This window comes from Herbaspirillum lusitanum (assembly GCF_026127345.1).
GTDB lineage: Bacteria > Pseudomonadota > Gammaproteobacteria > Burkholderiales > Burkholderiaceae_D > Herbaspirillum > Herbaspirillum lusitanum.
In genome coordinates this window covers 88,810-111,415 of record NZ_QXFG01000018.1, presented here as the reverse complement: position 1 = coordinate 111,415, position 22,606 = coordinate 88,810, and the positions used below count along the sequence as shown (strand labels likewise).

Annotated in this window: 28 protein-coding genes; all 28 read left to right on the top strand. The window is 56.1% G+C overall.

Annotation, left to right across the window (positions count from 1 at the left end; genetic code table 11):
• Positions 1-78 precede the first annotated feature (78 nt).
• The 28 genes from rpoC (at position 79) to rplO (ending at position 22,597) form a co-directional block, all read left to right on the top strand.
• The gene (rpoC, locus tag DXT88_RS22295; RefSeq protein ID WP_016836046.1) at positions 79-4,317 is read left to right on the top strand and encodes a DNA-directed RNA polymerase subunit beta'; all 4,239 of its coding nucleotides are present in this window, start codon (positions 79-81) and stop codon (positions 4,315-4,317) included.
• A gap of 413 nt (positions 4,318-4,730) precedes the next feature.
• Positions 4,731-6,995, top strand: coding sequence for a TonB-dependent hemoglobin/transferrin/lactoferrin family receptor (locus tag DXT88_RS22290; protein ID WP_265216068.1), 2,265 nt, complete (start codon positions 4,731-4,733; stop codon positions 6,993-6,995).
• 46 nt (positions 6,996-7,041) lie between these two features.
• Positions 7,042-8,175 carry a hemin-degrading factor gene (locus DXT88_RS22285; RefSeq protein ID WP_265216067.1) on the top strand — a complete coding sequence of 378 codons (1,134 nt, stop codon included), beginning with the start codon at positions 7,042-7,044 and terminating at the stop codon, positions 8,173-8,175.
• A gap of 300 nt (positions 8,176-8,475) precedes the next feature.
• Complete coding sequence (gene rpsL / locus DXT88_RS22280; RefSeq protein WP_016836043.1) at positions 8,476-8,859, top strand: 30S ribosomal protein S12; 384 nt, start codon at positions 8,476-8,478, stop codon at positions 8,857-8,859.
• A gap of 136 nt (positions 8,860-8,995) precedes the next feature.
• Positions 8,996-9,466, top strand: coding sequence for a 30S ribosomal protein S7 (gene rpsG, locus DXT88_RS22275; RefSeq protein WP_016836042.1), 471 nt, complete (start codon positions 8,996-8,998; stop codon positions 9,464-9,466).
• A 127-nt stretch (positions 9,467-9,593) separates the two neighbouring features.
• Positions 9,594-11,699, top strand: coding sequence for an elongation factor G (fusA, locus tag DXT88_RS22270; protein ID WP_016836041.1), 2,106 nt, complete (start codon positions 9,594-9,596; stop codon positions 11,697-11,699).
• 82 nt (positions 11,700-11,781) lie between these two features.
• The gene (tuf, locus tag DXT88_RS22265; RefSeq protein WP_016836040.1) at positions 11,782-12,978 is read left to right on the top strand and encodes an elongation factor Tu; all 1,197 of its coding nucleotides are present in this window, start codon (positions 11,782-11,784) and stop codon (positions 12,976-12,978) included.
• 72 nt (positions 12,979-13,050) lie between these two features.
• Entirely contained in the window at positions 13,051-13,368 is a 318-nt protein-coding gene (gene rpsJ, locus DXT88_RS22260) for a 30S ribosomal protein S10 (protein ID WP_016836039.1), read from the top strand.
• Positions 13,369-13,573: 205 nt separating this feature from the next.
• A complete protein-coding gene (rplC, locus tag DXT88_RS22255) occupies positions 13,574-14,230 on the top strand; it encodes a 50S ribosomal protein L3 (protein ID WP_053200846.1) in 657 nt (218 codons plus the stop codon).
• Positions 14,231-14,233: 3 nt separating this feature from the next.
• Positions 14,234-14,854 (top strand): 50S ribosomal protein L4, encoded by a 621-nt coding sequence (rplD, locus tag DXT88_RS22250; protein WP_016836037.1) that lies wholly within the window; start codon positions 14,234-14,236, stop codon positions 14,852-14,854.
• Positions 14,851-15,165 carry a 50S ribosomal protein L23 gene (gene rplW / locus DXT88_RS22245; RefSeq protein ID WP_016836036.1) on the top strand — a complete coding sequence of 105 codons (315 nt, stop codon included), beginning with the start codon at positions 14,851-14,853 and terminating at the stop codon, positions 15,163-15,165. Before rplD ends, rplW begins: the two co-directional genes overlap by 4 nt.
• Complete coding sequence (gene rplB / locus DXT88_RS22240) at positions 15,165-15,989, top strand: 50S ribosomal protein L2 (RefSeq protein ID WP_265216066.1); 825 nt, start codon at positions 15,165-15,167, stop codon at positions 15,987-15,989. The genes rplW and rplB overlap by 1 nt, the downstream gene beginning before the upstream one ends.
• Before the next feature lie 9 nt (positions 15,990-15,998).
• Positions 15,999-16,274 (top strand): 30S ribosomal protein S19, encoded by a 276-nt coding sequence (gene rpsS, locus DXT88_RS22235; protein ID WP_007875308.1) that lies wholly within the window; start codon positions 15,999-16,001, stop codon positions 16,272-16,274.
• Positions 16,275-16,280: 6 nt separating this feature from the next.
• Positions 16,281-16,613: a 50S ribosomal protein L22 gene (gene rplV / locus DXT88_RS22230; protein WP_016836033.1), complete on the top strand. Its 333-nt coding sequence runs from the start codon at positions 16,281-16,283 to the stop codon at positions 16,611-16,613.
• Positions 16,614-16,622: 9 nt separating this feature from the next.
• Positions 16,623-17,441 (top strand): 30S ribosomal protein S3, encoded by an 819-nt coding sequence (gene rpsC / locus DXT88_RS22225; protein WP_016836032.1) that lies wholly within the window; start codon positions 16,623-16,625, stop codon positions 17,439-17,441.
• 2 nt (positions 17,442-17,443) lie between these two features.
• Positions 17,444-17,863, top strand: coding sequence for a 50S ribosomal protein L16 (gene rplP, locus DXT88_RS22220; RefSeq protein WP_007875315.1), 420 nt, complete (start codon positions 17,444-17,446; stop codon positions 17,861-17,863).
• Between the two features lie 12 nt (positions 17,864-17,875).
• Entirely contained in the window at positions 17,876-18,067 is a 192-nt protein-coding gene (gene rpmC / locus DXT88_RS22215; RefSeq protein WP_016836031.1) for a 50S ribosomal protein L29, read from the top strand.
• Positions 18,064-18,336 (top strand): 30S ribosomal protein S17, encoded by a 273-nt coding sequence (gene rpsQ / locus DXT88_RS22210; protein WP_016836030.1) that lies wholly within the window; start codon positions 18,064-18,066, stop codon positions 18,334-18,336. Before rpmC ends, rpsQ begins: the two co-directional genes overlap by 4 nt.
• A gap of 201 nt (positions 18,337-18,537) precedes the next feature.
• On the top strand, positions 18,538-18,906 hold the full coding sequence (rplN, locus tag DXT88_RS22205) for a 50S ribosomal protein L14 (protein ID WP_016836029.1): 369 nt from the start codon (positions 18,538-18,540) through the stop codon (positions 18,904-18,906).
• A gap of 9 nt (positions 18,907-18,915) precedes the next feature.
• Positions 18,916-19,230 carry a 50S ribosomal protein L24 gene (gene rplX / locus DXT88_RS22200; protein WP_016836028.1) on the top strand — a complete coding sequence of 105 codons (315 nt, stop codon included), beginning with the start codon at positions 18,916-18,918 and terminating at the stop codon, positions 19,228-19,230.
• A gap of 6 nt (positions 19,231-19,236) precedes the next feature.
• Positions 19,237-19,776 (top strand): 50S ribosomal protein L5, encoded by a 540-nt coding sequence (gene rplE / locus DXT88_RS22195; RefSeq protein WP_016836027.1) that lies wholly within the window; start codon positions 19,237-19,239, stop codon positions 19,774-19,776.
• A gap of 7 nt (positions 19,777-19,783) precedes the next feature.
• Positions 19,784-20,089, top strand: a complete 306-nt coding sequence (gene rpsN / locus DXT88_RS22190; RefSeq protein ID WP_007875333.1) for a 30S ribosomal protein S14 — start codon at positions 19,784-19,786, stop codon at positions 20,087-20,089.
• A gap of 14 nt (positions 20,090-20,103) precedes the next feature.
• On the top strand, positions 20,104-20,499 hold the full coding sequence (rpsH, locus tag DXT88_RS22185) for a 30S ribosomal protein S8 (RefSeq protein ID WP_007875335.1): 396 nt from the start codon (positions 20,104-20,106) through the stop codon (positions 20,497-20,499).
• Positions 20,500-20,509: 10 nt separating this feature from the next.
• Positions 20,510-21,043, top strand: a complete 534-nt coding sequence (rplF, locus tag DXT88_RS22180; RefSeq protein ID WP_016836026.1) for a 50S ribosomal protein L6 — start codon at positions 20,510-20,512, stop codon at positions 21,041-21,043.
• A gap of 12 nt (positions 21,044-21,055) precedes the next feature.
• The gene (rplR, locus tag DXT88_RS22175; protein ID WP_016836025.1) at positions 21,056-21,418 is read left to right on the top strand and encodes a 50S ribosomal protein L18; all 363 of its coding nucleotides are present in this window, start codon (positions 21,056-21,058) and stop codon (positions 21,416-21,418) included.
• 11 nt (positions 21,419-21,429) lie between these two features.
• Positions 21,430-21,948 (top strand): 30S ribosomal protein S5, encoded by a 519-nt coding sequence (gene rpsE, locus DXT88_RS22170; RefSeq protein ID WP_016836024.1) that lies wholly within the window; start codon positions 21,430-21,432, stop codon positions 21,946-21,948.
• 10 nt (positions 21,949-21,958) lie between these two features.
• Positions 21,959-22,138, top strand: a complete 180-nt coding sequence (gene rpmD / locus DXT88_RS22165; RefSeq protein WP_007875342.1) for a 50S ribosomal protein L30 — start codon at positions 21,959-21,961, stop codon at positions 22,136-22,138.
• 27 nt (positions 22,139-22,165) lie between these two features.
• The gene (gene rplO, locus DXT88_RS22160) at positions 22,166-22,597 is read left to right on the top strand and encodes a 50S ribosomal protein L15 (RefSeq protein WP_029363883.1); all 432 of its coding nucleotides are present in this window, start codon (positions 22,166-22,168) and stop codon (positions 22,595-22,597) included.
• Positions 22,598-22,606 lie beyond the last annotated feature (9 nt).

Genomic DNA, 22,606 nt, shown 5'->3' with positions numbered 1-22,606 from the left:
GGGTGTGCGCAGATTGTGGTGCGGCCGTCTCGATATACACAGCATTACCTAGCGTTCTCACGCCAACTGGAGTGATACATGAAAGCACTGCTCGATCTATTCAAGCAAGTTCAGCAAAACGAACAATTCGACGCGATCAAAATTGGTCTGGCGTCCCCGGAAAAAATCCGTTCGTGGTCCTACGGCGAAGTCAAAAAGCCGGAAACCATCAACTACCGTACCTTCAAGCCTGAGCGCGACGGTCTGTTCTGCGCCAAGATCTTTGGCCCGATCAAAGACTACGAATGCCTCTGCGGCAAGTACAAGCGCCTCAAGCATCGCGGCGTCATCTGCGAAAAATGCGGCGTCGAAGTCACGCTGGCCAAGGTGCGCCGCGAGCGCATGGGCCACATCGAACTGGCTTCGCCGACTGCGCACATCTGGTTCCTGAAATCGTTGCCGTCGCGTCTGGGCATGGTCCTCGACATGACCCTGCGCGATATCGAACGCGTGCTGTATTTCGAAGCCTACGTCGTGACCGATCCAGGCATGACTCCGCTGAAGAAGTGCCAGATCATGTCGGAAGACGACTACGCCGCCAAGTACGAAGAGTACGGCGACGACTTCACCGCATTCATGGGCGCCGAAGGCATCCGTGAACTGCTGCGCTCGATCGACATCGACCGCGATGCAGAAACCCTGCGCGTGGAACTGAAAGAATCGAAGTCCGAAGCCAAGATCAAGAAATACGCCAAGCGCCTGAAGGTGCTGGAAGCGTTCCAGCGTTCGGGCATCAAGCCTGACTGGATGATCATGGAAGTGCTGCCGGTGCTGCCGCCGGAACTGCGTCCGCTGGTCCCGCTGGACGGCGGCCGCTTTGCGACTTCCGATCTGAACGATCTGTATCGCCGCGTCATCAACCGCAATAATCGTCTCAAGCGCCTGATGGAATTGCGCGCGCCGGAAATCATCACGCGCAACGAAAAGCGCATGCTGCAGGAAGCGGTTGACTCGCTGCTGGACAACGGCCGTCGCGGCAAGGCAATGACCGGCGCCAACAAGCGTCCGCTGAAGTCGCTGGCCGAAATGATCAAGGGCAAGGGCGGTCGTTTCCGTCAAAACTTGCTGGGCAAGCGCGTCGATTACTCCGGCCGTTCCGTCATCGTGGTGGGCCCGCAGCTCAAGCTGCATCAGTGCGGTCTGCCGAAGCTGATGGCGCTCGAGCTGTTCAAGCCATTCATCTTCAACAAGCTGGAACTGATGGGTCTGGCAACGACCATCAAGGCAGCCAAGAAGCTGGTCGAAATCCAGGAGCCTGTGGTCTGGGACATCCTGGAAGACGTGATCCGCGAACATCCGGTCATGCTGAACCGCGCGCCGACACTTCACCGTCTGGGTATCCAGGCGTTCGAGCCGGTCCTGATCGAAGGCAAGGCGATCCAGCTGCATCCGCTGGTCTGCGCCGCGTTCAACGCCGACTTTGACGGCGACCAGATGGCGGTCCACGTTCCACTGTCGATCGAAGCGCAGATGGAAGCGCGTACGCTGATGCTGGCGTCGAACAACATCCTGTTCCCATCGAACGGCGAACCGTCGATCGTGCCGTCCCAGGATATCGTGCTGGGTCTGTACTACGCGACCCGTGAAGCGATCAACGCCAAGAACGAAGGCATGTTGTTCCAGGACGTTTCGGAAGTCATCCGTGCGTACGACAACAAGGAAGTCGAACTGGCTACCCGCGTCACCGTGCGTATCGTCGAAAATCCAAAGGATCCGGTCACCGGCGAATTCGTGCGCACCGTCAAGCGTTACGAAACGACCGTCGGTCGCGCCATCCTCTCGGAAATTCTGCCGAAGGGCCTGCCATTCTCCGTGCTGAACCGCGCGTTGAAGAAGAAGGAAATTTCGAAGCTGATCAACACGTCGTTCCGCAAGTGCGGTCTGCGCGCAACCGTTGTGTTCGCCGACCAGCTGATGCAATCGGGCTTCCGCCTGGCGACACGCGCCGGTATCTCGATCTGCGTGGACGACATGCTGGTGCCGCCACAAAAGGCGACCATCATCGCGACGGCAGAGCAAGAAGTGAAGCAGATCGAACAACAATACTCGTCCGGTCTGGTTACCGCCGGCGAACGCTACAACAAGGTTGTGGACATCTGGGGCAAGGCCGGCGACGACGTCGGCAAGGCCATGATGGACCAGCTGAAGGTCGAAGACGTGGTCCGCCGCGACGGCACCAAGGGTACCCAAGAGTCGTTCAACGCGATTTACATGATGGCCGACTCGGGCGCCCGCGGTTCCGCAGCGCAGATTCGTCAGCTGGCAGGTATGCGCGGTCTGATGGCGAAACCGGACGGTTCGATTATCGAAACGCCGATCACCGCGAACTTCCGCGAAGGCCTGAACGTGTTGCAGTACTTCATCTCGACGCACGGCGCCCGTAAGGGTCTGGCCGATACCGCGCTGAAGACCGCGAACTCCGGTTACCTGACACGCCGTCTGGTTGACGTGACCCAGGATCTGGTCGTGATCGAAGATGATTGCGGCACCTCCAACGGCGCATCCATGAAGGCAATGGTTGAAGGCGGTGAAGTCATTGAAGCGCTGCGCGACCGTATCCTCGGCCGCGTTGCCGCCACCGACATCATCAATCCGGAAACCCAGGCTACGCTGTACGAAGCCGGCACCCTGATGGATGAAGACACCGTTGAAGAAGTCGAACGCCTCGGCATCGACGAAGTCAAGGTTCGCACTCCGCTGACTTGCGACACGCGCTACGGCCTGTGCGCCAAGTGCTACGGTCGCGATCTGGGCCGCGGCGTGCTGGTCAACAGCGGCGAAGCAGTCGGCGTTATCGCTGCGCAGTCGATCGGCGAACCAGGTACTCAGCTGACCATGCGTACGTTCCACATCGGTGGTGCGGCTTCGCGTGCAGCAGTGGCCTCGTCGGTGGAAGCCAAGTCGAACGGCACCATCCGCTTCACGGCGACCATGCGTTACGTCACCAACGGCAAGGGCGAGCTGATCGTCATTTCCCGTTCGGGCGAAGTGCTGATCACCGACGACCTCGGTCGCGAGCGTGAACGTCATAAAGTACCGTACGGTGCAACCCTGATCGTCAAGGACGGCATGGTCATCAAGGCCGGTACTGCGCTGGCGACATGGGATCCGCTGACACGTCCGATCATCACCGAGTACACCGGTACCGTGAAGTTCGAAAACGTCGAAGAAGGTTCGACCGTCGCCAAGCAGATCGATGAAGTGACCGGTCTGTCGACCCTGGTGGTTATCGATGCCAAGCGCCGCGGTTCGTCCGCTGCCAAGGTGTTGCGTCCACAGGTCAAGCTGCTGAACGAGCAAGGCGAAGAAGTCAAGATCGCCGGCACCGAACACGCAGTGACGATCGGCTTCCAGGTCGGCGCGCTGATTACGGTCAAGGACGGTCAGCAAGTCCACGTTGGTGAAGTGCTGGCGCGTATCCCGACCGAATCGCAAAAGACACGCGATATTACCGGTGGTCTGCCGCGCGTCGCCGAACTGTTCGAAGCACGCTCGCCGAAGGATGCGGGCATGCTGGCTGAGGTCACAGGTACTGTGGCGTTCGGTAAGGAAACCAAGGGCAAGCAACGTCTGGAAATCACCGACATGGACGGCGCCAAGCATGAGTTCCTTATCACCAAGGACAAGCAAGTGCTGGTGCATGACGGCCAGGTGGTGAACAAGGGCGAAATGATTGTCGACGGTCCTGCCGATCCGCAAGACATCCTGCGCCTGTTGGGTATCGAAGCGCTGGCGCGTTACATCGTCGACGAAGTTCAGGACGTGTATCGTTTGCAAGGCGTGAAGATCAACGACAAGCACATCGAAGTCATCGTGCGTCAGATGCTGCGTCGCGTGCAGGTTGTGGATCCGGGCGATACCAACTACATCACCGGCGAACAGGTCGAGCGTTCCGAACTGCTGGACGAAAACGATCGCGTCAATGCCGCGACCAAGATTCCTGCAACGTACGAAAACGTGTTGCTGGGTATCACCAAGGCATCGCTGTCGACCGACTCGTTCATCTCGGCTGCATCGTTCCAGGAGACTACACGTGTCCTGACCGAAGCGGCGATCATGGGCAAGAAGGACGGCTTGCGCGGTCTGAAGGAAAACGTCATCGTTGGTCGTCTGATCCCGGCTGGTACCGGTCTGGCGTTCCACCGTGCACGCAAGGAAAAAGACGCATGGGAAGCCGACGAGCGCGCAGCGCTGTTGGAATCCGAGCGCGTGGCGCGTGTGACCGAAACCGAAGCGCACTCTGCCGAGACTTTCGGCGGTACGGACGGCGAAGCGTGATGATGCAATAGCCGCATATCTGTCCTGACGGGCGGATATACGGTAAAGAAGAGCGGCGCCGGAAGAAATTCCGGCGCCGTTTTTTATGCGCGGAAACATTGCCGCCGACTTCGCATGGGAGCGCATATCGGACTATCAATGTTGACGAATCATGTTGAGCTGATTTAGTTTTTGTCCTACAATATGCGAATAAGAATTATTCTTATTTAAAATAATCCGCCTCAGGAATGCTGGCAACAACGTCCACCAGTTTCATCGGACCGGACGGCGCGCGCGACCACAACAAAACGACTCTGCGCGATCAACATGCAGCGGTACGGTCGTCGCGAGGCAGGTAAAAAATCTCGTATTAATATCCAGGTAGCCAGCTAGCAACATGCCAGTAACCGAACTCACTCAGGGGAATGGTTACCATGAAGCTATGCAAGAAAAAACTCGTCCTGGCGACGGCCGTCGTGCTGCAACAATGGGCGATGGCGCCCGCTATTGCACAACAAGCCGCACCACAAACCACGCAACAACTGGCGGCGCTGAATCGCCCGCTGGATGAAATCACCGTCACCGCCACGCGCGGCGTCGACAGTGACCTGAACCGTGTCGCGGCGACCGTCTCGGTAATCACCGCCGAAGAACTTGAACAACAAAACGCCAAGGACATCAAGGATGCCCTGCGCTATGAACCGGGCGTGGAAGTGCGCCGCTCGGTATATCGCGTCGGCGGCGTGACCGGTGCGTCGGCCACCATGGGGCGCGGCGGCAACGAAGGCATCAATATCCGCGGCCTGGAAGGCAATCGCGTCATGCTGCTGGAAGATGGCGTGGCCTTGCCGCGCGCATTCAGCCAGGGCACATTGAGCGCCGGTCGCGGCGCCTATACCGACACCGATCTGTATCAACGCATCGAAATCCTGCGCGGTCCGGCGTCGTCCATGTACGGCAGCGACGGCCTGACCGGCGTGGTCAACTTCGTCACCAAGGATCCGCAAGACCTGCTTAACGTCTTCGGCAAGAGCAGCTACTTTGCGTTGCGTCCTTCCTACGATTCCAGCGACAGCAGTTACGGCGCGACCGGCACCATGGCGTTCGGCAACGATCGCATGCAAGGCATGCTGGTGCTGAACGCGCGTCACGGTAACGAGACCGAAACCAACGGCAGCGTCGGCGGTACCGGCGCCGCGCGCACGAAGGCCGATCCGCTGACCTACAACAATCGCTCGGCGCTGGGCAAGCTGGTGTTCAAGATTGATCCGCGCAACGTCTTCAAGCTGAGTTTCGAAACGGTGGAAAACAAGTTGCGCGGCGACAGCCTGTCCGCAGTCGCGGCGCCGACCATCACCGGCTATCAAAGCACCAGCGACGTCAAGAGCAACAAGCTGCAGCTGCAATATGAACACGACGATGCGAACAACCCGGTCTTCCAGAAACTGCGCGCCAATATCTACTACCGCGATTCGAAGACGAAGCAGTACTCCTTTGAAAACGGCGCCGCGCCGACGCGTCCGCGTTTTCGTGACATCAGCTACCAGGACGACATCTTCGGCGGCGGCGTGCTGGCCGAGAGCGGCTTCAATACCGGAGTCGTCAAGCACAAGCTGACTTACGGCGTCGACCTCAGCGTGGCCAAGTTGCAAATGGCGGCATCCGGCACCGGCTGGACTACCTGCACCGGCACGCAGTATTGCGAGTACTTTCCGAAAACTGAATACAGCGTGTTTGGTTCCTACGTGCAGGACGACATGCGCATCGGTGCATTGAGCATCGTCCCGGGCCTGCGTTACGACGCCTACAAGATCAAACCGGAAGCAAGCGCCAAATATGACGCGCAGGCCATCGCCAACAAGCAGCCGGCGTCAACCAGCAAGGACAGTGCGTTCTCGCCGCGCCTGGCCTTCATCTACGAAGTCGCACCGGCGTTCGCACCGTACGTGCAATATGCGCGCGGCTTCCGTTCGCCGTCGCCGCATGAGGTCAACTCCTATTTCAACAATGCCTCGCAGGGCTATTCGCAGATTGCCAATCCTGCCCTCAAGCCTGAGACCAGCAACTCCTACGAAATCGGTTTCCGCGGCAAGTTGCCGACGTCGGCCGGGCTGTTCAGCTACAGCACGGCGGCTTATGCCGGCGAGTATCGCAATTTCATCGACTCAGTGTCCGTGGCGGGTGCCGGTACGGTGCTCAACCCGACCATCTTCCAATACGTGAATGCAGCCAAAGCATCCATCCACGGCTTTGAAGGACGTCTCGACTGGCGCATGGAAAACGGCATCTCGCTGAAGACCGGCTTCGCCTACACCAAGGGAACCACAACCGACCGGACCGGGAAGAAGACCGGGCTGGAATCGGTGGCGCCGTTGTCGGTGGTTGCCGGCGTGCGCTACGAACCGAGCCAGGTGTGGTTCGTGCAAAGCGATATCGTCTATAACGCCGTCAAGAAAAAAGAAGACATCGCGACGCCGACCAACTTCGTCTCGCCGTCGTTCTTCGTCATGGATCTGAGCTCGGGCTATCGTTTCAGCAAGAACGCCGTGCTGTACGCCGGCATTCGCAACCTGTTCGATCGCAAGTACTGGAACTGGACCGACATACGCGGCTTGTCGCTGCTTGACAGTGCAACCAACAAGGACGCCTACACCGAACCTGGCCGCAGCTTCAACGTCAGCATGAAGTTCGAATACTGATCACTCGTCAACCGCTGAAAACCACTTAACCGAAAAGAGGTAAGAAATGAAATACACCAAATTGGGCGTAATGCTGCTGGCTGCAGGCGCCATCAGCATCGCGGCGTGCTCGACCACGCCGAACAGCACCCTGGCCGAACGCTGGTCGGCATTGCGTGTGGAGCAGCCCAAACTGCAACCGCGCGACGCCGCGCAGAAACTGAACGTCTCGGAAGCCGAACTGGTGACGACCAATGTCGGCAAGGGCGTGACCCGTTTGCGCGATGGCGGCCCGGCCTACAAGGCGGTGTACGATCGGTTGCATGAGCTCGGTCAGATCAAGGCGATTACACGCAATGACAATGCCGTGCTGGAGCGCGTCGGTACGGTCACTCAGGCCAAGCTCAATGCAGACGGCCGCGTGATTCCGGGCACCGGATTTGCCGGTGGTCCGATCGACCTGCGTTTCGGCGCCGACCAATGGCGTTCGGCGTTCGCCGTGGTGCAGCCCGGCCGCGAAGGCAAGACAAGTCGCAGTCTGCAATTCTTCGACGTGCACGGCAACGCGGTGAACAAGGTGTATCTCGACAACGAAGCCGGCGTGGCGGCATTCGACAAACTGGTCGCCGACTTCAAGGCGCCGGAGCAATTGGCGTATCTGAGCGTCGACAAGGCGCCGGCCAAGGTCGTCAGGAAACCTAATGGCGAAGTCGACGTCAAGGAGCTGCGCGACACCTGGAACGAGCTCAGCGACGTGCATGAATTCCCGCGCCTGCTCAAGGATCTGGGCATTACGCGCGAGCAGGCGCTGGACCTGATCGGCAAGGACGCCGCCTATCGCATCAGTGCACAGTCGGTGCAGACCCTGCTCGACAGCGCAGCCAGGCAAGGGCAGCCGATCATGGTGTTCGTGAGCAATCTTGGCATGACGCAGATCTTCAGCGGCAAGATCACGAAAGTGAAGGCGACTGAAGAGTGGTACAACGTGCTGGATCCGGATTTCAACCTGCATTTGCGCCAGGCCGGCATTGACCGCGGCTGGGTGGTCAAGCGTCCGGCCAAGGATGGCGTGATCACTTCGGTGGAGTTCTACGACGCCAAGGGTGAGCAGGTTGTCAACTTTTTCTCACGCCGGGATCGCAACAAGGAAGAGACGACAACCTGGCGCAATATTGTTACCAATCTGGCAAAGACTTCGTAATTTTGGTCCGGGTTGATTAAGAAAGCGGCAAAAACGTCGTAAAACGGTCACGGGGGTCAGGGCGCAGGGAGCTGCCCTTGACCCTTTTGCGTTTCAGGCATATACTCGCGAGTTCTCGAATTTGGGCTCTCCTGAGCTTAAGCGTTCTTTGGTCTGCTTCCGGCTTTCTTCGGCGCTTCTCTCGTTTTCTCTAAAATCGGTATGCACAGGTTTCTTTCGTGCAAGTTTCTTGTTTAATTCCAAGCAACCGTTCCTGGAATTAATGTTATTAACGTCGTAAATTTTGTTGGATATAAAACGATGCCAACCATCAATCAATTGATTCGCAATCCACGCGTCTCCGCGATCGTGAAAAGCAAATCGCCGGCGCTGGAAAACAGCCCGCAAAAACGCGGCGTATGTACCCGCGTTTACACAACGACTCCTAAAAAGCCAAACTCCGCTTTGCGTAAAGTTGCAAAAGTGCGTTTGACCAACGGCTTCGAAGTGATTTCGTACATCGGTGGTGAAGGCCACAACCTGCAAGAACATAGTGTCGTGCTGCTGCGCGGCGGCCGTGTGAAGGATTTGCCGGGTGTGCGTTACCACATGGTTCGCGGTGCTCTGGATACCCAAGGCGTCAAGGATCGTAAGCAGGCTCGCTCGAAGTACGGTGCCAAGCGCGCCAAGGCAGCTAAGAAGTAATTGTTTTTTGTCGGGTGCAAGCCTGGTGAAATGTGTCGGTCCGTAACGGACCGAGTAAGTGGTTGGCTATGATGGCCGTCCGCGAGTGCGGCAAGAATTTATCTGCGCGCTCAACTGAAGACTGAAAGGAATTGAAATGCCACGTCGTCGTGAAGTACCCAAGCGGGATATCCTGCCTGATCCAAAGTTCGGCAATGTTGAAGTTGCTAAGTTCGTCAACGTGTTGATGTTGTCCGGCAAGAAGTCGGTCGCTGAAAACATCATCTACGGTGCGTTCGACCATATCCAAACCAAAACCGGTAAAGACCCGCTGGAAGTGTTCTCCGCTGCACTGAACAACTGCAAGCCGCTGGTCGAAGTGAAGTCCCGCCGCGTCGGCGGCGCCAACTACCAGGTTCCGGTGGAAGTGCGTCCTGTCCGCCGTATGGCGTTGTCGATGCGTTGGTTGCGCGAAGCCGCAAACAAGCGTAGCGAAAAGTCCATGCCGCAACGTCTGGGTGGCGAGTTGATCGAAGCGGCTGAAGGCCGTGGCGGTGCGATGAAGAAGCGTGATGAAGTTCACCGTATGGCCGAAGCGAACAAGGCGTTCTCGCACTTCCGCTTCTAACAAGACTGTGCGGGGCTTTCCGGGTTTTTTGGAAAGGCTTCGCTTGTATCTAAAATTTGTTCGAGCCGAGCGACTATTTTACAAAAATGGCGCTCGGTTTCGCGCATTAAAGACTTAGGAATAAATCATGGCTCGCAAGACCCCCATTGAGCGCTACCGCAACATCGGTATTTCCGCTCACATTGACGCCGGTAAGACAACGACGACTGAGCGCGTTCTGTTCTACACGGGCGTGAACCACAAGATCGGTGAAGTGCATGATGGCGCCGCCACCATGGACTGGATGGAACAAGAGCAAGAGCGCGGTATCACCATTACCTCGGCTGCGACGACCTGTTTCTGGAAGGGCATGGCGAACAACTTCCCGGCCCACCACATCAACATCATCGACACCCCGGGCCACGTTGACTTCACGATTGAAGTTGAGCGTTCGATGCGCGTGCTCGACGGCGCCTGCATGGTCTACTGTGCGGTCGGCGGCGTTCAGCCGCAGTCGGAAACAGTCTGGCGTCAAGCGAACAAGTACAAGGTTCCACGTCTGGCATTCGTCAACAAGATGGACCGTACCGGCGCGAATTTCTTCAAGGTGTACGATCAGATGCGTGCCCGCCTGAAGGCCAACCCGATCCCGATGCAAGTGCCTATCGGCGCCGAAGACAACTTCGAAGGCGTGATCGATCTGGTCAAGATGCGCGCGATTTACTGGGATGACGCCAGCCAGGGCATGAAGTTCGACTACCGTGACATTCCTGAGCATTTGAAGGCAGAAGCTCAAAAATGGCGCGAGAACATGGTCGAAGCGGCTGCTGAAGCATCCGAAGAACTGATGAACAAGTACCTGGAAGACGGCGATCTGAGCGAAGAAGAGATCAAGGCTGCGATCCGTCAGCGCACCATCGCCAGCGAAATCGTTCCGATGATGTGCGGCACCGCGTTCAAGAACAAGGGCGTGCAAGCCATGTTGGACGGCGTGATTGAATACCTGCCGTCGCCGGTCGATATTCCGCCTGTTCCGGGTCTGGATGAAGACGACGAGCCGGTTGTGCGTAAAGCGGAAGACACCGAGAAGTTCTCGGCGCTGGCATTCAAGATTGCAACCGACCCGTTCGTCGGTCAGCTGTGCTTCATCCGTTGCTACTCGGGCACCCTGAATTCGGGCGACACCGTGTTCAACTCGGTGAAGTCGAAGAAAGAGCGTATTGGCCGTATCGTTCAGATGCACGCCAACCAACGTGAAGAAATCAAGGAAATGCTGGCAGGCGACATCGCTGCCGTGGTCGGTCTGAAAGACACCACAACCGGCGACACCCTGTGCGACGACAAGGCTGTGGTCGTGCTGGAACGCATGGTCTTCCCTGAGCCTGTGATTTCGCAAGCTGTCGAGCCAAAGACCAAGGCCGACCAGGAAAAGATGGGCCTGGCGCTGAACCGTCTGGCTGCTGAAGATCCATCGTTCCGCGTGCGTACCGACGAAGAATCGGGTCAAACGATTATCGCCGGTATGGGCGAGTTGCATCTGGACATTATCGTCGACCGCATGAAGCGTGAATTCAACGTTGAAGCGACCGTCGGCAAGCCACAAGTTGCTTACCGCGAAACCATCCGCAAGACTTGCGAAGAAATCGAAGGCAAGTTCGTCAAGCAATCCGGTGGTCGTGGTCAGTACGGTCACGTGGTCTTGAAGATCGAGCCGCAAGAACCGGGCAAGGGCTTCGAATTCGTTGACGCGATCAAGGGCGGTACCGTTCCTCGCGAATTCATCCCTGCAGTTGAAAAGGGTGTGCGTGAAACACTGAACTCCGGCGTGTTGGCCGGTTATCCAGTGGTTGACGTCAAGGTTACCCTGTTCTTCGGTTCCTACCATGATGTCGACTCGAACGAAAATGCGTTCCGCATGGCCGGTTCGATGGCGTTCAAGGATGGTTGCCGTAAAGCCAGCCCGGTCATTCTGGAGCCAATGATGGCCGTTGAAGTTGAAACACCGGAAGACTACGCCGGTACCGTGATGGGCGATCTGTCGTCCCGCCGCGGTATGGTGCAAGGCATGGATGAAATCGCCGGCGGTGGCGGCAAGATCATCAAGGCCGAAGTGCCGCTGTCGGAAATGTTCGGTTACTCGACTTCGTTGCGTTCGGCAACACAAGGTCGTGCGACATATTCGATGGAATTCAAGCACTACTCCGAAGCGCCGAAGAACGTCATCGACGCGATCGTTACTTCCAAGGCCAAGTAATTTAGTTTTGCGCATTCCCTGCGTTGGCAGGGGATGCGCTTTTAATTGTTGAGAAAATCGTTCTTTCTGAAGGAAATGCAAAATGGCAAAAGGTAAATTCGAGCGGACCAAGCCGCACGTGAACGTTGGCACGATTGGTCACGTTGACCACGGCAAGACCACACTGACAGCCGCAATCGCGACCGTGTTGTCGAAGAAATTCGGCGGCGAAGCGAAGGCCTACGATCAAATTGACGCAGCGCCGGAAGAAAAGGCACGCGGCATCACGATCAACACCGCGCACGTCGAATACGAAACCGCAAACCGTCACTACGCCCACGTTGACTGCCCAGGCCACGCCGATTATGTGAAGAACATGATCACCGGCGCCGCGCAGATGGACGGCGCGATCCTGGTTTGCTCGGCAGCAGACGGCCCGATGCCGCAAACCCGCGAACACATCCTGCTGTCGCGTCAAGTTGGCGTTCCTTACATCATCGTGTTCCTGAACAAGGCCGACATGGTCGATGATGAAGAGCTGCTGGAGCTGGTCGAAATGGAAGTGCGCGAGCTGTTGACCAAGTACGAATTCCCAGGCGACGACCTGCCAATCATCAAGGGTTCGGCGAAGCTGGCCCTCGAAGGCGACACTGGCCCATTGGGCGAGCAAGCGATCATGGCACTGGCAGAAGCGCTGGACACCTACATCCCGACACCGGAACGTGCTGTTGACGGCGCCTTCCTGCTGCCAGTGGAAGACGTGTTCTCGATCTCCGGCCGCGGTACGGTTGTGACCGGTCGCGTCGAGCGCGGCATCGTCAAGGTTGGCGAAGCCCTGCAAATCGTCGGTATCCGCGACACGCAAGACACGGTTTGCACCGGCGTCGAAATGTTCCGCAAGCTGCTGGACCAAGGTCAGGCGGGCGACAACGTTGGCGTGCTGCTGCGCGGCACCAAGCGTGAAGACGTGGAGCGCGGCCAGGTGTTGGCCAAGCCAGGTTCGATCAAGCCGCACAAGCACTTCACCGGCGAGATCTATGTGTTGTCGAAAGACGAAGGCGGCCGTCATACTCCGTTCTTCAACAACTATCGTCCACAGTTCTACTTCCGTACCACGGACGTGACTGGCTCGATCGAGTTGCCGAAGGACAAGGAAATGGTCATGCCAGGCGACAACGTGTCGATCACCGTGATGCTGATCAACCCGATCGCGATGGAAGAAGGTCTGCGCTTCGCGATCCGCGAAGGCGGTCGTACCGTCGGCGCCGGCGTGGTTGCCAAGATCCTGCCTGACGCGTAATAGCTTCACTAGCAGTTATTTATCATTGCCGCGGATGGCTGTCATCCGCGGTTCGTTCTTTAAAGGAAAACCATGTCAGTTCCTAGCCAAAAAATCCGTATCCGCCTGAAGGCATTCGACTACCGTCTGATCGACCAATCCGCACAGGAAATCGTCGACACCGCAAAGCGCACCGGCGCCGTCGTCAAGGGTCCGGTTCCGCTGCCGACACGCATCCAGCGTTTCGACGTTCTGCGTTCGCCGCACGTCAACAAGACTTCGCGCGATCAATTCGAAATCCGCACGCACCAACGCCTGATGGACATCGTTGATCCGACCGACAAGACAGTCGATGCATTGATGAAGCTGGATCTGCCGGCTGGCGTTGATGTAGAAATCAAGCTGCAATAAGCTTTTGCGGCAAGTGTTGTAAAAAGTATGACCGGGTAGGGCTTTGACATACCACGACACTGTCGGGTATTGCAAATAAAAATTTACCCGGTTATACTGATCGGCTTCGGTGGAGTCGCGCTGGCTTTTTGTCTCGGCGATTTCACATATTTTAGTAGTACAAACATCAGCCCCGCCCAATCGCAGGCGGGAATGGAGAAAAACAATGAGCCTAGGCCTTGTTGGTCGCAAGGTTGGTATGATGCGTATCTTCACGGAAGACGGGGATTCTATTCCTGTGACCGTGTTGGATGTGTCGAACAACCGCGTGACCCAAATCAAAACGCCTGAAGTGGATGGTTATTCCGCTGTTCAGGTCGCATACGGTCAGCGTCGCGCCTCGCGTGTGACTAAAGCTGCTGCCGGTCACTACGCCAAAGCTGGCGTTGAAGCTGGTACCGTCCTGAAAGAATTCCGCATTGACGCAGCCAAGGCTGCCGAGTTGAAAGCTGGCGACGTCGTCGCTGCAAGCTTGTTCGAAGCTGGCCAGAAAGTGGACGTGCAAGGCGTGTCCATCGGTAAGGGCTACGCTGGTACGATCAAGCGCCACAACTTCGCATCCGGTCGCGCATCCCACGGTAACTCCCGTTCGCACAATGTTCCAGGCTCCATCGGTATGGCGCAGGATCCAGGTCGTGTTTTCCCTGGTAAGCGCATGACCGGTCACCTGGGTGACGTTACCTGCACAGTGCAAAACCTCGAGATCGCACGCATCGACGCTGAGCGTCAATTGCTGCTGGTCAAGGGTGCCGTGCCAGGCGCGAAGAACGGCCAAGTGGTCGTGTCGCCGGCAGTCAAAGTTAAAGCCAAGAAGGGAGCCTAATTCATGGAACTCAAGCTCCTGAATGATCAAGGTCAAGCCGCATCGAACGTCGCTGCTCCTGACACGATCTTTGGTCGTGACTACAACGAAGCGCTGATTCACCAGGTCGTCGTGGCTTATCAAGCCAATGCTCGCAGCGGTAACCGCAAGCAAAAAGACCGTGAAGAAGTGCACCATACAACCAAGAAGCCATGGCGCCAAAAGGGTACTGGCCGCGCTCGTGCTGGTATGTCGTCGTCGCCACTGTGGCGCGGCGGTGGTCGTATTTTCCCGAACTCGCCTGACGAAAACTTCTCGCACAAGGTCAACAAGAAGATGTATCGCGCAGGTGTCTGCTCGATTCTGTCCCAGTTGGCTCGCGAAGGTCGTCTGTCGATCGTCGAGAATTTCTCGGTCGAAGCACCGAAGACCAAGCTGCTGTCGGAAAAGCTGAAGGTCATGGGTCTGGATTCCGTGTTGGTCATCACTGACAACCTGGAGGAAAACCTGTTGCTGGCATCGCGCAATCTGCCGAACGTGCTGATTGTCGAGCCACGTCAAGCTGATCCGGTCTCCCTGGTGTTCTACAAGAAAGTGCTGATCACCAAGCAGGCACTGGCCAAGATTGAGGAGTTGCTGGCATGAACGCAATTAAACATAGCGAAGAGCGCTTGCTGAAAGTGCTGCTGGCGCCGGTGATCTCTGAAAAGGCAACCTTCGTCGCCGAGAAAAACGAGCAAGTCGTTTTTCTGGTGACGCAAGATGCGACCAAGCTGGAAGTCAAGGCTGCGGTCGAACTGCTGTTCAAGGTCCAAGTGGAGTCCGTTCAGGTCGCGAATCGTCAAGGTAAGCAAAAACGTTCCGGCCGTTCGGTTGGTCGTCGCAACCACACACGTCGCGCATTTGTCAGCCTGAAGCCTGGTCAAGAGATCAACTTCACCGAGGAGGCTAAATAATGGCACTCGTAAAAGTTAAGCCAACCTCGCCTGGTCGGCGTGGCATGGTCAAGGTCGTCAGCGACCTGTACAAGGGCCGTCCGTTTGCCGGCCTGATCGAAAAGAAGTCCAAGACCGCTGGTCGTAACAACAACGGTCACATCACCACCCGTCATATCGGTGGCGGCCACAAGCAACACTACCGTGTTATCGACTTCCGTCGCAACAAGGACGGTATCGTTGCCAAGGTCGAGCGTATTGAATACGACCCGAACCGTACTGCGCACATTGCTCTGCTGTGCTACGCAGACGGCGAACGCAAGTACATCATCGCTCCCAAGGGCATCGCAGTCGGCGACCAGCTGATCAGCGGCTCGGAAGCGCCGATCAAGGCTGGCAATTCGCTGCCGATCCGCAACATTCCTGTCGGTACAACAATCCACTGCGTGGAAATGTTGCCAGGCAAGGGTGCTCAGATCGCTCGTACCGCCGGCGCCGGCGTTGTGCTGATGGCACGCGAAGGTACTTACGCTCAGGTGCGTCTGCGCTCCGGTGAAGTGCGCCGCATTCACATCGAATGCCGTGCAACCATCGGTGAAGTCGGTAACGGCGAACACAATCTGCGCAAGATCGGTAAAGCGGGTGCCATGCGTTGGCGCGGCGTTCGTCCGACAGTGCGTGGTGTGGTCATGAACCCGGTCGATCACCCGCACGGTGGTGGTGAAGGTAAGACTGCAGCAGGTCGTCATCCAGTTTCGCCGTGGGGTCAGCAGACCAAGGGCAAGAAGACACGCAGCAACAAGCGTACGACTTCAATGATTGTCTCGCGCCGCGGCAAGAAATAAGGATAAAACATGACACGTTCATTGAAAAAAGGTCCATTCTGCGACGCTCACCTGGTCAAAAAGGTTGAGGCCGCTCAAGCGACTAAAGACAAGAAGCCAATCAAGACATGGTCCCGTCGTTCGACAATCATGCCGGATTTCATCGGCCTGACGATCGCGGTGCACAACGGCAAGCAGCACGTGCCGGTTTATGTGTCCGAAAACATGGTTGGTCATAAGCTCGGCGAATTCGCGCTGACCCGTACGTTCAAGGGTCACGCCGCCGATAAGAAGGCTAAGAAATAAGGTCCTATGATGGAAACTAAAGCTACCCTGCGTGGTGTGCATCTGTCGGCCCAGAAGGGCCGTCTGGTTGCAGACCTGATCCGCGGCAAAAAAGTTGATCAAGCACTGAATATCTTGGCCTTCAGCCCTAAAAAGGGTGCGGTCATCATCAAGAAGGTTCTGGAGTCCGCAATCGCGAACGCCGAACACAATGATGGCGCCGACATTGACGAGCTCAAAGTCACGACTATTTATGTGGAAAAAGGTACGGTCCTCAAGCGCTTCACAGCGCGTGCAAAAGGCCGTGGTGATCGTATTTCCAAGCAATCCTGTCACATTTACGTGACTGTCGGAAACTAAGGAGTCACGATGGGACAGAAGATTCATCCAACCGGTTTCCGTCTGGCGGTTACACGTAACTGGGGATCGCGCTGGTATGCAGGCAATAACAATTTTGCCAGCATGCTCAACGAAGATCTGAAGGTTCGTGCTTACCTGAAGACAAAACTGAAGAACGCTTCGGTTGGTCGCGTCGTTATCGAGCGTCCGGCGAAGAATGCCCGCATCACCATTTACAGCTCCCGTCCAGGCGTTGTGATCGGTAAGAAGGGTGAAGACATCGAAGTGCTGAAGGCAGCGCTGGCTAAATTGATGGGCGTGCCCGTGCACGTCAACATCGAAGAAATCCGCAAGCCGGAAGCCGATGCGCAACTGATCGCCGATTCGATCGCTCAACAGCTCGAAAAGCGCATCATGTTCCGTCGCGCCATGAAGCGTGCGATGCAAAACGCAATGCGTCTGGGTGCTCAGGGCATCAAGATCATGTCGTCCGGTCGTCTGAACGGCATCGAAATCGCCCGCAAGGAATGGTATCGCGAAGGCCGCGTGCCTCTGCACACCCTGCGCGCTGATATCGACTACGGCTTCGGCGAAGCACAAACCACCTACGGCATCATCGGTATCAAGGTTTGGGTTTACAAGGGCGATCGTCTGGCTAACGGCGATGCACCAGTGTTGGTCGGTGAGCCAGAAGACGACAAGAAGCGTCGCGGTCCACGTCGTGATGATGGCAAGCCAGGTGCTCGTCCTCGTCCGAAGACCGCCGGTGCTCCAGCAGGTGCGGGTGCCAAGCGTGCTCCACGTCAAACTGCCGATGCCGGTGTGTCGGCTGAGAAAGCAGGAGAATAATCATGCTGCAACCAGCACGTAGAAAATATCGTAAAGAACAAAAAGGTCGCAATACGGGTATCTCGCACTCGCGTGGTACTGCCGTATCGTTTGGCGAATTTGGTCTGAAGGCAGTTGGCCGTGGTCGTATCACGGCGCGTCAGATCGAAGCCGCTCGTCGTGCTATGACCCGTCACATCAAGCGTGGCGGTCGTATCTGGATCCGTGTTTTCCCGGACAAGCCGATTTCCCAAAAGCCTGCTGAAGTGCGTATGGGTAACGGTAAGGGTAATCCAGAATACTACGTGGCTGAAATTCAGCCAGGTAAGATGCTGTACGAGATGGATGGTGTTGACGAAGCTCTGGCGCGTGAAGCGTTCCGCTTGGCAGCAGCCAAATTGCCACTGTCGACGACTTTTGTTGTTCGTCAAGTCGGTCAATAATAGGAGCGGAATATGAAAGCATCTGAACTCCGTGGTAAAGACGAAGCGGCTCTGGCCAAAGAACTGAACGAGCTGTTGAAGGCTCATTTCAGCTTGCGCATGCAAGTGGCTACGCAGCAACTGAACAATACTGCGCAACTGAAGAAAGTACGTCGCGATATCGCACGTGTGAAAACAGTCATCAATTCGAAGGGTCAACAATGAACGATCAAGTGAAACAAGCGCTCAAGCGCACGCTGATTGGCAAGGTTGTGTCCGACAAGATGGATAAGACTGTTACCGTTCTGATCGAGCGTCACGTCAAGCATCCTCTGTACGGCAAAATCATCGTGCGTACCAACAAGTACCACGCTCATGATGAGGCCAACCAGGCGAAGACTGGCGACACCGTCGAGATCCAGGAAGGTCGTCCAATCTCCAAGACCAAAGCTTGGAGCGTGACACGCGTTGTACAAGTGGCACAAATAGTTTAAGTAGTGCTTGCTTACTCAGCATTATGGCGTCATAATGCTGAGCTCTCCTTTGCTTCTTGGTGTTTGGCGAAGCTGAGAGGCAAGATGCAGTTACGTAGCTTAATCGTCCCCTAACTAGCAGGTTCGCTTGCTAACAGGACCAAGACTGACCGCGATTCACATTGTGTGATTTAAGCGGATTAAGTTGGGAAAGAAAATATCATGATTCAAACTGAAAGCCGGCTCGAAGTGGCCGACAACACCGGTGCGCGCGAAGTTTTGTGCATCAAAGTCTTGGGTGGTTCCAAGCGCCGTTACGCAGGCATCGGTGACGTGATTAAGGTTACCGTGAAGAGCGCAGCTCCACGCGGTCGCGTCAAAAAAGGTGAAATTTACAACGCTGTCGTCGTTCGTACCGCCAAGGGCGTACGTCGTCAGGATGGTTCCTTGGTCAAGTTCGACAGCAATGCTGCTGTTCTGCTGAACGCCAAGCTTGAGCCTATCGGTACCCGTATTTTCGGGCCAGTTACTCGTGAGCTGCGTACAGAGCGCTTCATGAAGATCGTCTCTCTGGCGCCTGAAGTTCTGTAAGGAGTGGTCATGGGAAAGATTCGTAAGAACGATGAAGTCATCGTGCTGACCGGCAAAGACAAAGGTAAGCGCGGTGTGGTAACTCAGCGTGTCAGCGCTGATTACGTTGTTGTTGACGGCATTAACGTCGCTAAAAAAGCGACCAAGCCTAATCCAATGACTGGTGCAACTGGCGGCATCGTCGATAAGCTGATGCCAATTCATGTGTCGAACCTCGCATTGTTCAATGCGACGGCCGGCAAGGCAGATCGCGTGGGTTACAAGAGCGTGGACGGTAAGAAAGTCCGTGCTTATAAATCCAGCGGCGAAGTTGTTAAGGTTTAATAGATCATGGCACGTCTCCAAGAGTTCTATAAAGAAAAAGTCGTTGCCGACTTGACTGCTAAGTACGCTTATAAGTCGGTAATGGAAGTTCCGCGCATTCTGAAGATCACATTGAACATGGGTCTGTCGGAAGCTGTTGCGGATAAGAAAATCATCGAGCACGCTGTCGGCGATTTGACCAAGATTGCTGGTCAAAAGCCGGTCGTGACCAAGGCACGCAAGGCGATCGCGGGTTTCAAGATCCGTGAAGGCTATCCGATTGGTTGCATGGTGACCCTGCGTGGCGCCCAGATGTACGAGTTCCTGGATCGTTTCATCACCGTGGCTCTGCCGCGTGTGCGTGACTTCCGTGGTGTCTCCGGTCGTGCTTTCGATGGTCGTGGTAACTACAATATCGGTGTGAAAGAGCAGATCATTTTCCCCGAAATTGAATACGACAAAATCGATGCGCTGCGTGGCTTGAATATCAGCATCACGACAACCGCGAAGACCGACGACGAAGCGAAATCGCTCCTCGCCGCATTTAAATTCCCGTTCAGAAACTGAGGCTGCCATGGCAAAACTGGCACTGATTAACCGTGAACAAAAGCGTGCAGATCTGGTGAAGAAATACGCCGGCAAGCGCGCTGAGTTGAAGGCAATCATCGACGACCAATCCAAGTCGGAAGAAGAACGTTACGAAGCGCGCCTGAAGTTGCAAGCGCTGCCACGTAACTCTGCTCCGACCCGCCAACGTAATCGTTGCGCACTGACAGGTCGTCCACGTGGCACATTCCGTAAATTCGGTTTGGGCCGTATTAAGGTCCGTGAGATCGCCATGCGTGGTGAAATCCCGGGTTTGACTAAAGCCAGCTGGTAATAGGAGAACAAGCAATGAGTATGAGCGATCCTATCGCCGATATGCTGACCCGTATCCGCAATGCGCAAGTTGTGCAGAAAACGACAGTAGCAATGCCGTCGTCGAAAGTCAAAATCGCAATTGCTAACGTCCTCAAGGACGAGGGCTATATCGAAGACTTCGCCGTGGCAGAAGCCGGCGGCAAAGCAGAACTGAAAATCGGCCTGAAATACTACGCCGGTCGTCCAGTTATCGAGCGCCTCGAGCGCGTGTCGCGTCCTGGCCTGCGTATCTACAAAGGCAAAGACGAGATTCCTAACGTGATGAACGGCCTGGGTGTGGCAATCGTTTCCACTCCACGTGGCGTCATGACAGATCGCAAAGCGCGCGCTACCGGTGTCGGTGGCGAGGTGATTTGCTACGTGGCCTAAGGAGTGCAATATGTCTCGTGTTGGTAAAATGCCGATTGCACTGCCGGGTGGCGCGGAAGCGACCATTACTGCAGCGCAGATCACAGTAAAAGGCCCGTTGGGCTCGCTTTCCCAGCCATTGACTGGCCTGGTGAAAGTTGCAAACAACAATGGCACGCTGAACTTCGAAGTGGCAGATGACAGCCGCGAAGCGAATGCAATGTCCGGTACCCTGCGTGCGTTGGTCAATAACATGGTCAACGGTGTCACTAAGGGTTTCGAAAAGAAGCTGAACTTGGTTGGTGTGGGTTTCCGCGCTCAAGCACAAGGCGACAAGCTGAATCTGTCGCTGGGCTTTTCGCACCCGATCGTTCACCAGATGCCACAAGGCATCAAGTGTGAAACCCCGACTCAAACCGAGATCTTAATCAAGGGTATCGACCGCCAGGTAGTTGGCCAGGTCGCCGCTGAAATCCGTGCATATCGTCAGCCAGAGCCTTACAAGGGCAAGGGCGTTCGTTATTCGGATGAAGTGGTTGTACTCAAAGAAACCAAGAAGAAGTAATAGGGGTTGACGATGGACAAGAAACAATCACGTCTGCGCCGCGCGACTCAAACCCGTGCCAAGATCGCAGAATTAAAGGTCAATCGCCTGGCCGTGCATCGTACCAACACGCACATCTACGCGAGCATCATCGGCCCCGACGCAAACGTCCTGGCTTCGGCATCGACGTTGGAAGCGGAAGTTCGCCAACAACTGGCTGGCCAATCGGGCAAGGGCGGCAACGCTGCTGCCGCGACACTGGTAGGCAAGCGCGTCGCCGAGAAGGCACTGAAAGCCGGAGTCACCGAAGTAGCGTTTGACCGCTCCGGTTTCCGTTATCACGGCCGCGTCAAGGCGTTGGCTGAAGCTGCGCGTGAAGCCGGCCTGAAGTTCTAAGGAAAATCATCATGGCAAAAATGCAATCTAAAATGCAAAGCGACAAGCCGGATGACGGCATGCGCGAAAAAATGATCGCGGTCAACCGTGTCACCAAAGTGGTGAAGGGTGGTCGTATCATGGGTTTCGCAGCGCTGGCAGTTGTTGGTGACGGCGATGGCCGTATCGGCATGGGCAAGGGCAAGTCGAAGGAAGTGCCAGTTGCGGTGCAGAAGGCAATGGAAGAAGCCCGTCGCAAGATGATCAAGGTCACCTTGAAGAACGGCACCCTGCAACACACAGTGACCGGCAAGCACGGCGCGTCGTCGGTTCTGATGTCGCCAGCCAAAGACGGTACCGGTGTGATCGCCGGCGGCCCGATGCGCGCAATTTTCGAAGTGATGGGCGTGACCAACGTTGTTGCAAAGTCGAATGGTTCCACCAATCCTTACAACATGGTCCGTGCAACACTCGACGGTTTGGCCAAAATGAACACTCCAGCAGAGATTGCAGCCAAGCGCGGCAAGTCTGTTGAAGACATCCTGGGCTAAGGTGAAACAGATGGCAAACACAATCAAAGTACAACTGGTCAAAGGTCTGATCGGTACTCGCCAAGACCACCGTGCAACAGTGCGCGGTCTGGGACTGCGTCGCGTTAATTCGGTCTCCGAATTGCAAGACACTCCATCGGTTCGCGGCATGATCAACAAAGTGTCCTATCTTGTGAAAGTGGTTTCGTAAGCCCTGGGCTTGCGAACGGAGCAAATCATGGAATTAAACACAATCCAACCCGCAGATGGCGCCAAGCACTACAAGCGTCGCGTCGGTCGTGGTATCGGTTCTGGCTTGGGCAAGACTGCCGGTCGTGGTCACAAGGGTCAAAAATCGCGTTCGGGCGGCTTCCATAAAGTCGGTTTCGAAGGCGGTCAGATGCCTCTGCAACGTCGTCTGCCAAAGCGCGGTTTCAAGTCGCTGGCAGCGCCGTACAAGGCTGAAGTCCGTTTGTCCGATCTGGAAAGCCTGCCGGTCACTGAAATCGATATCCTGGCGCTGAAGCAAGCCGGTGTCATCGGCGAACTGGCCAAGGTCGTCCGCATCATCCTGTCGGGTGAGCTGACCAAGAAAGTAACAGTCAAAGGTCTGATTGCTACCAAGGGCGCAAAAGCAGCTATCGAAGCTGCCGGCGGTTCGGTAGCTTAATCTGACGTT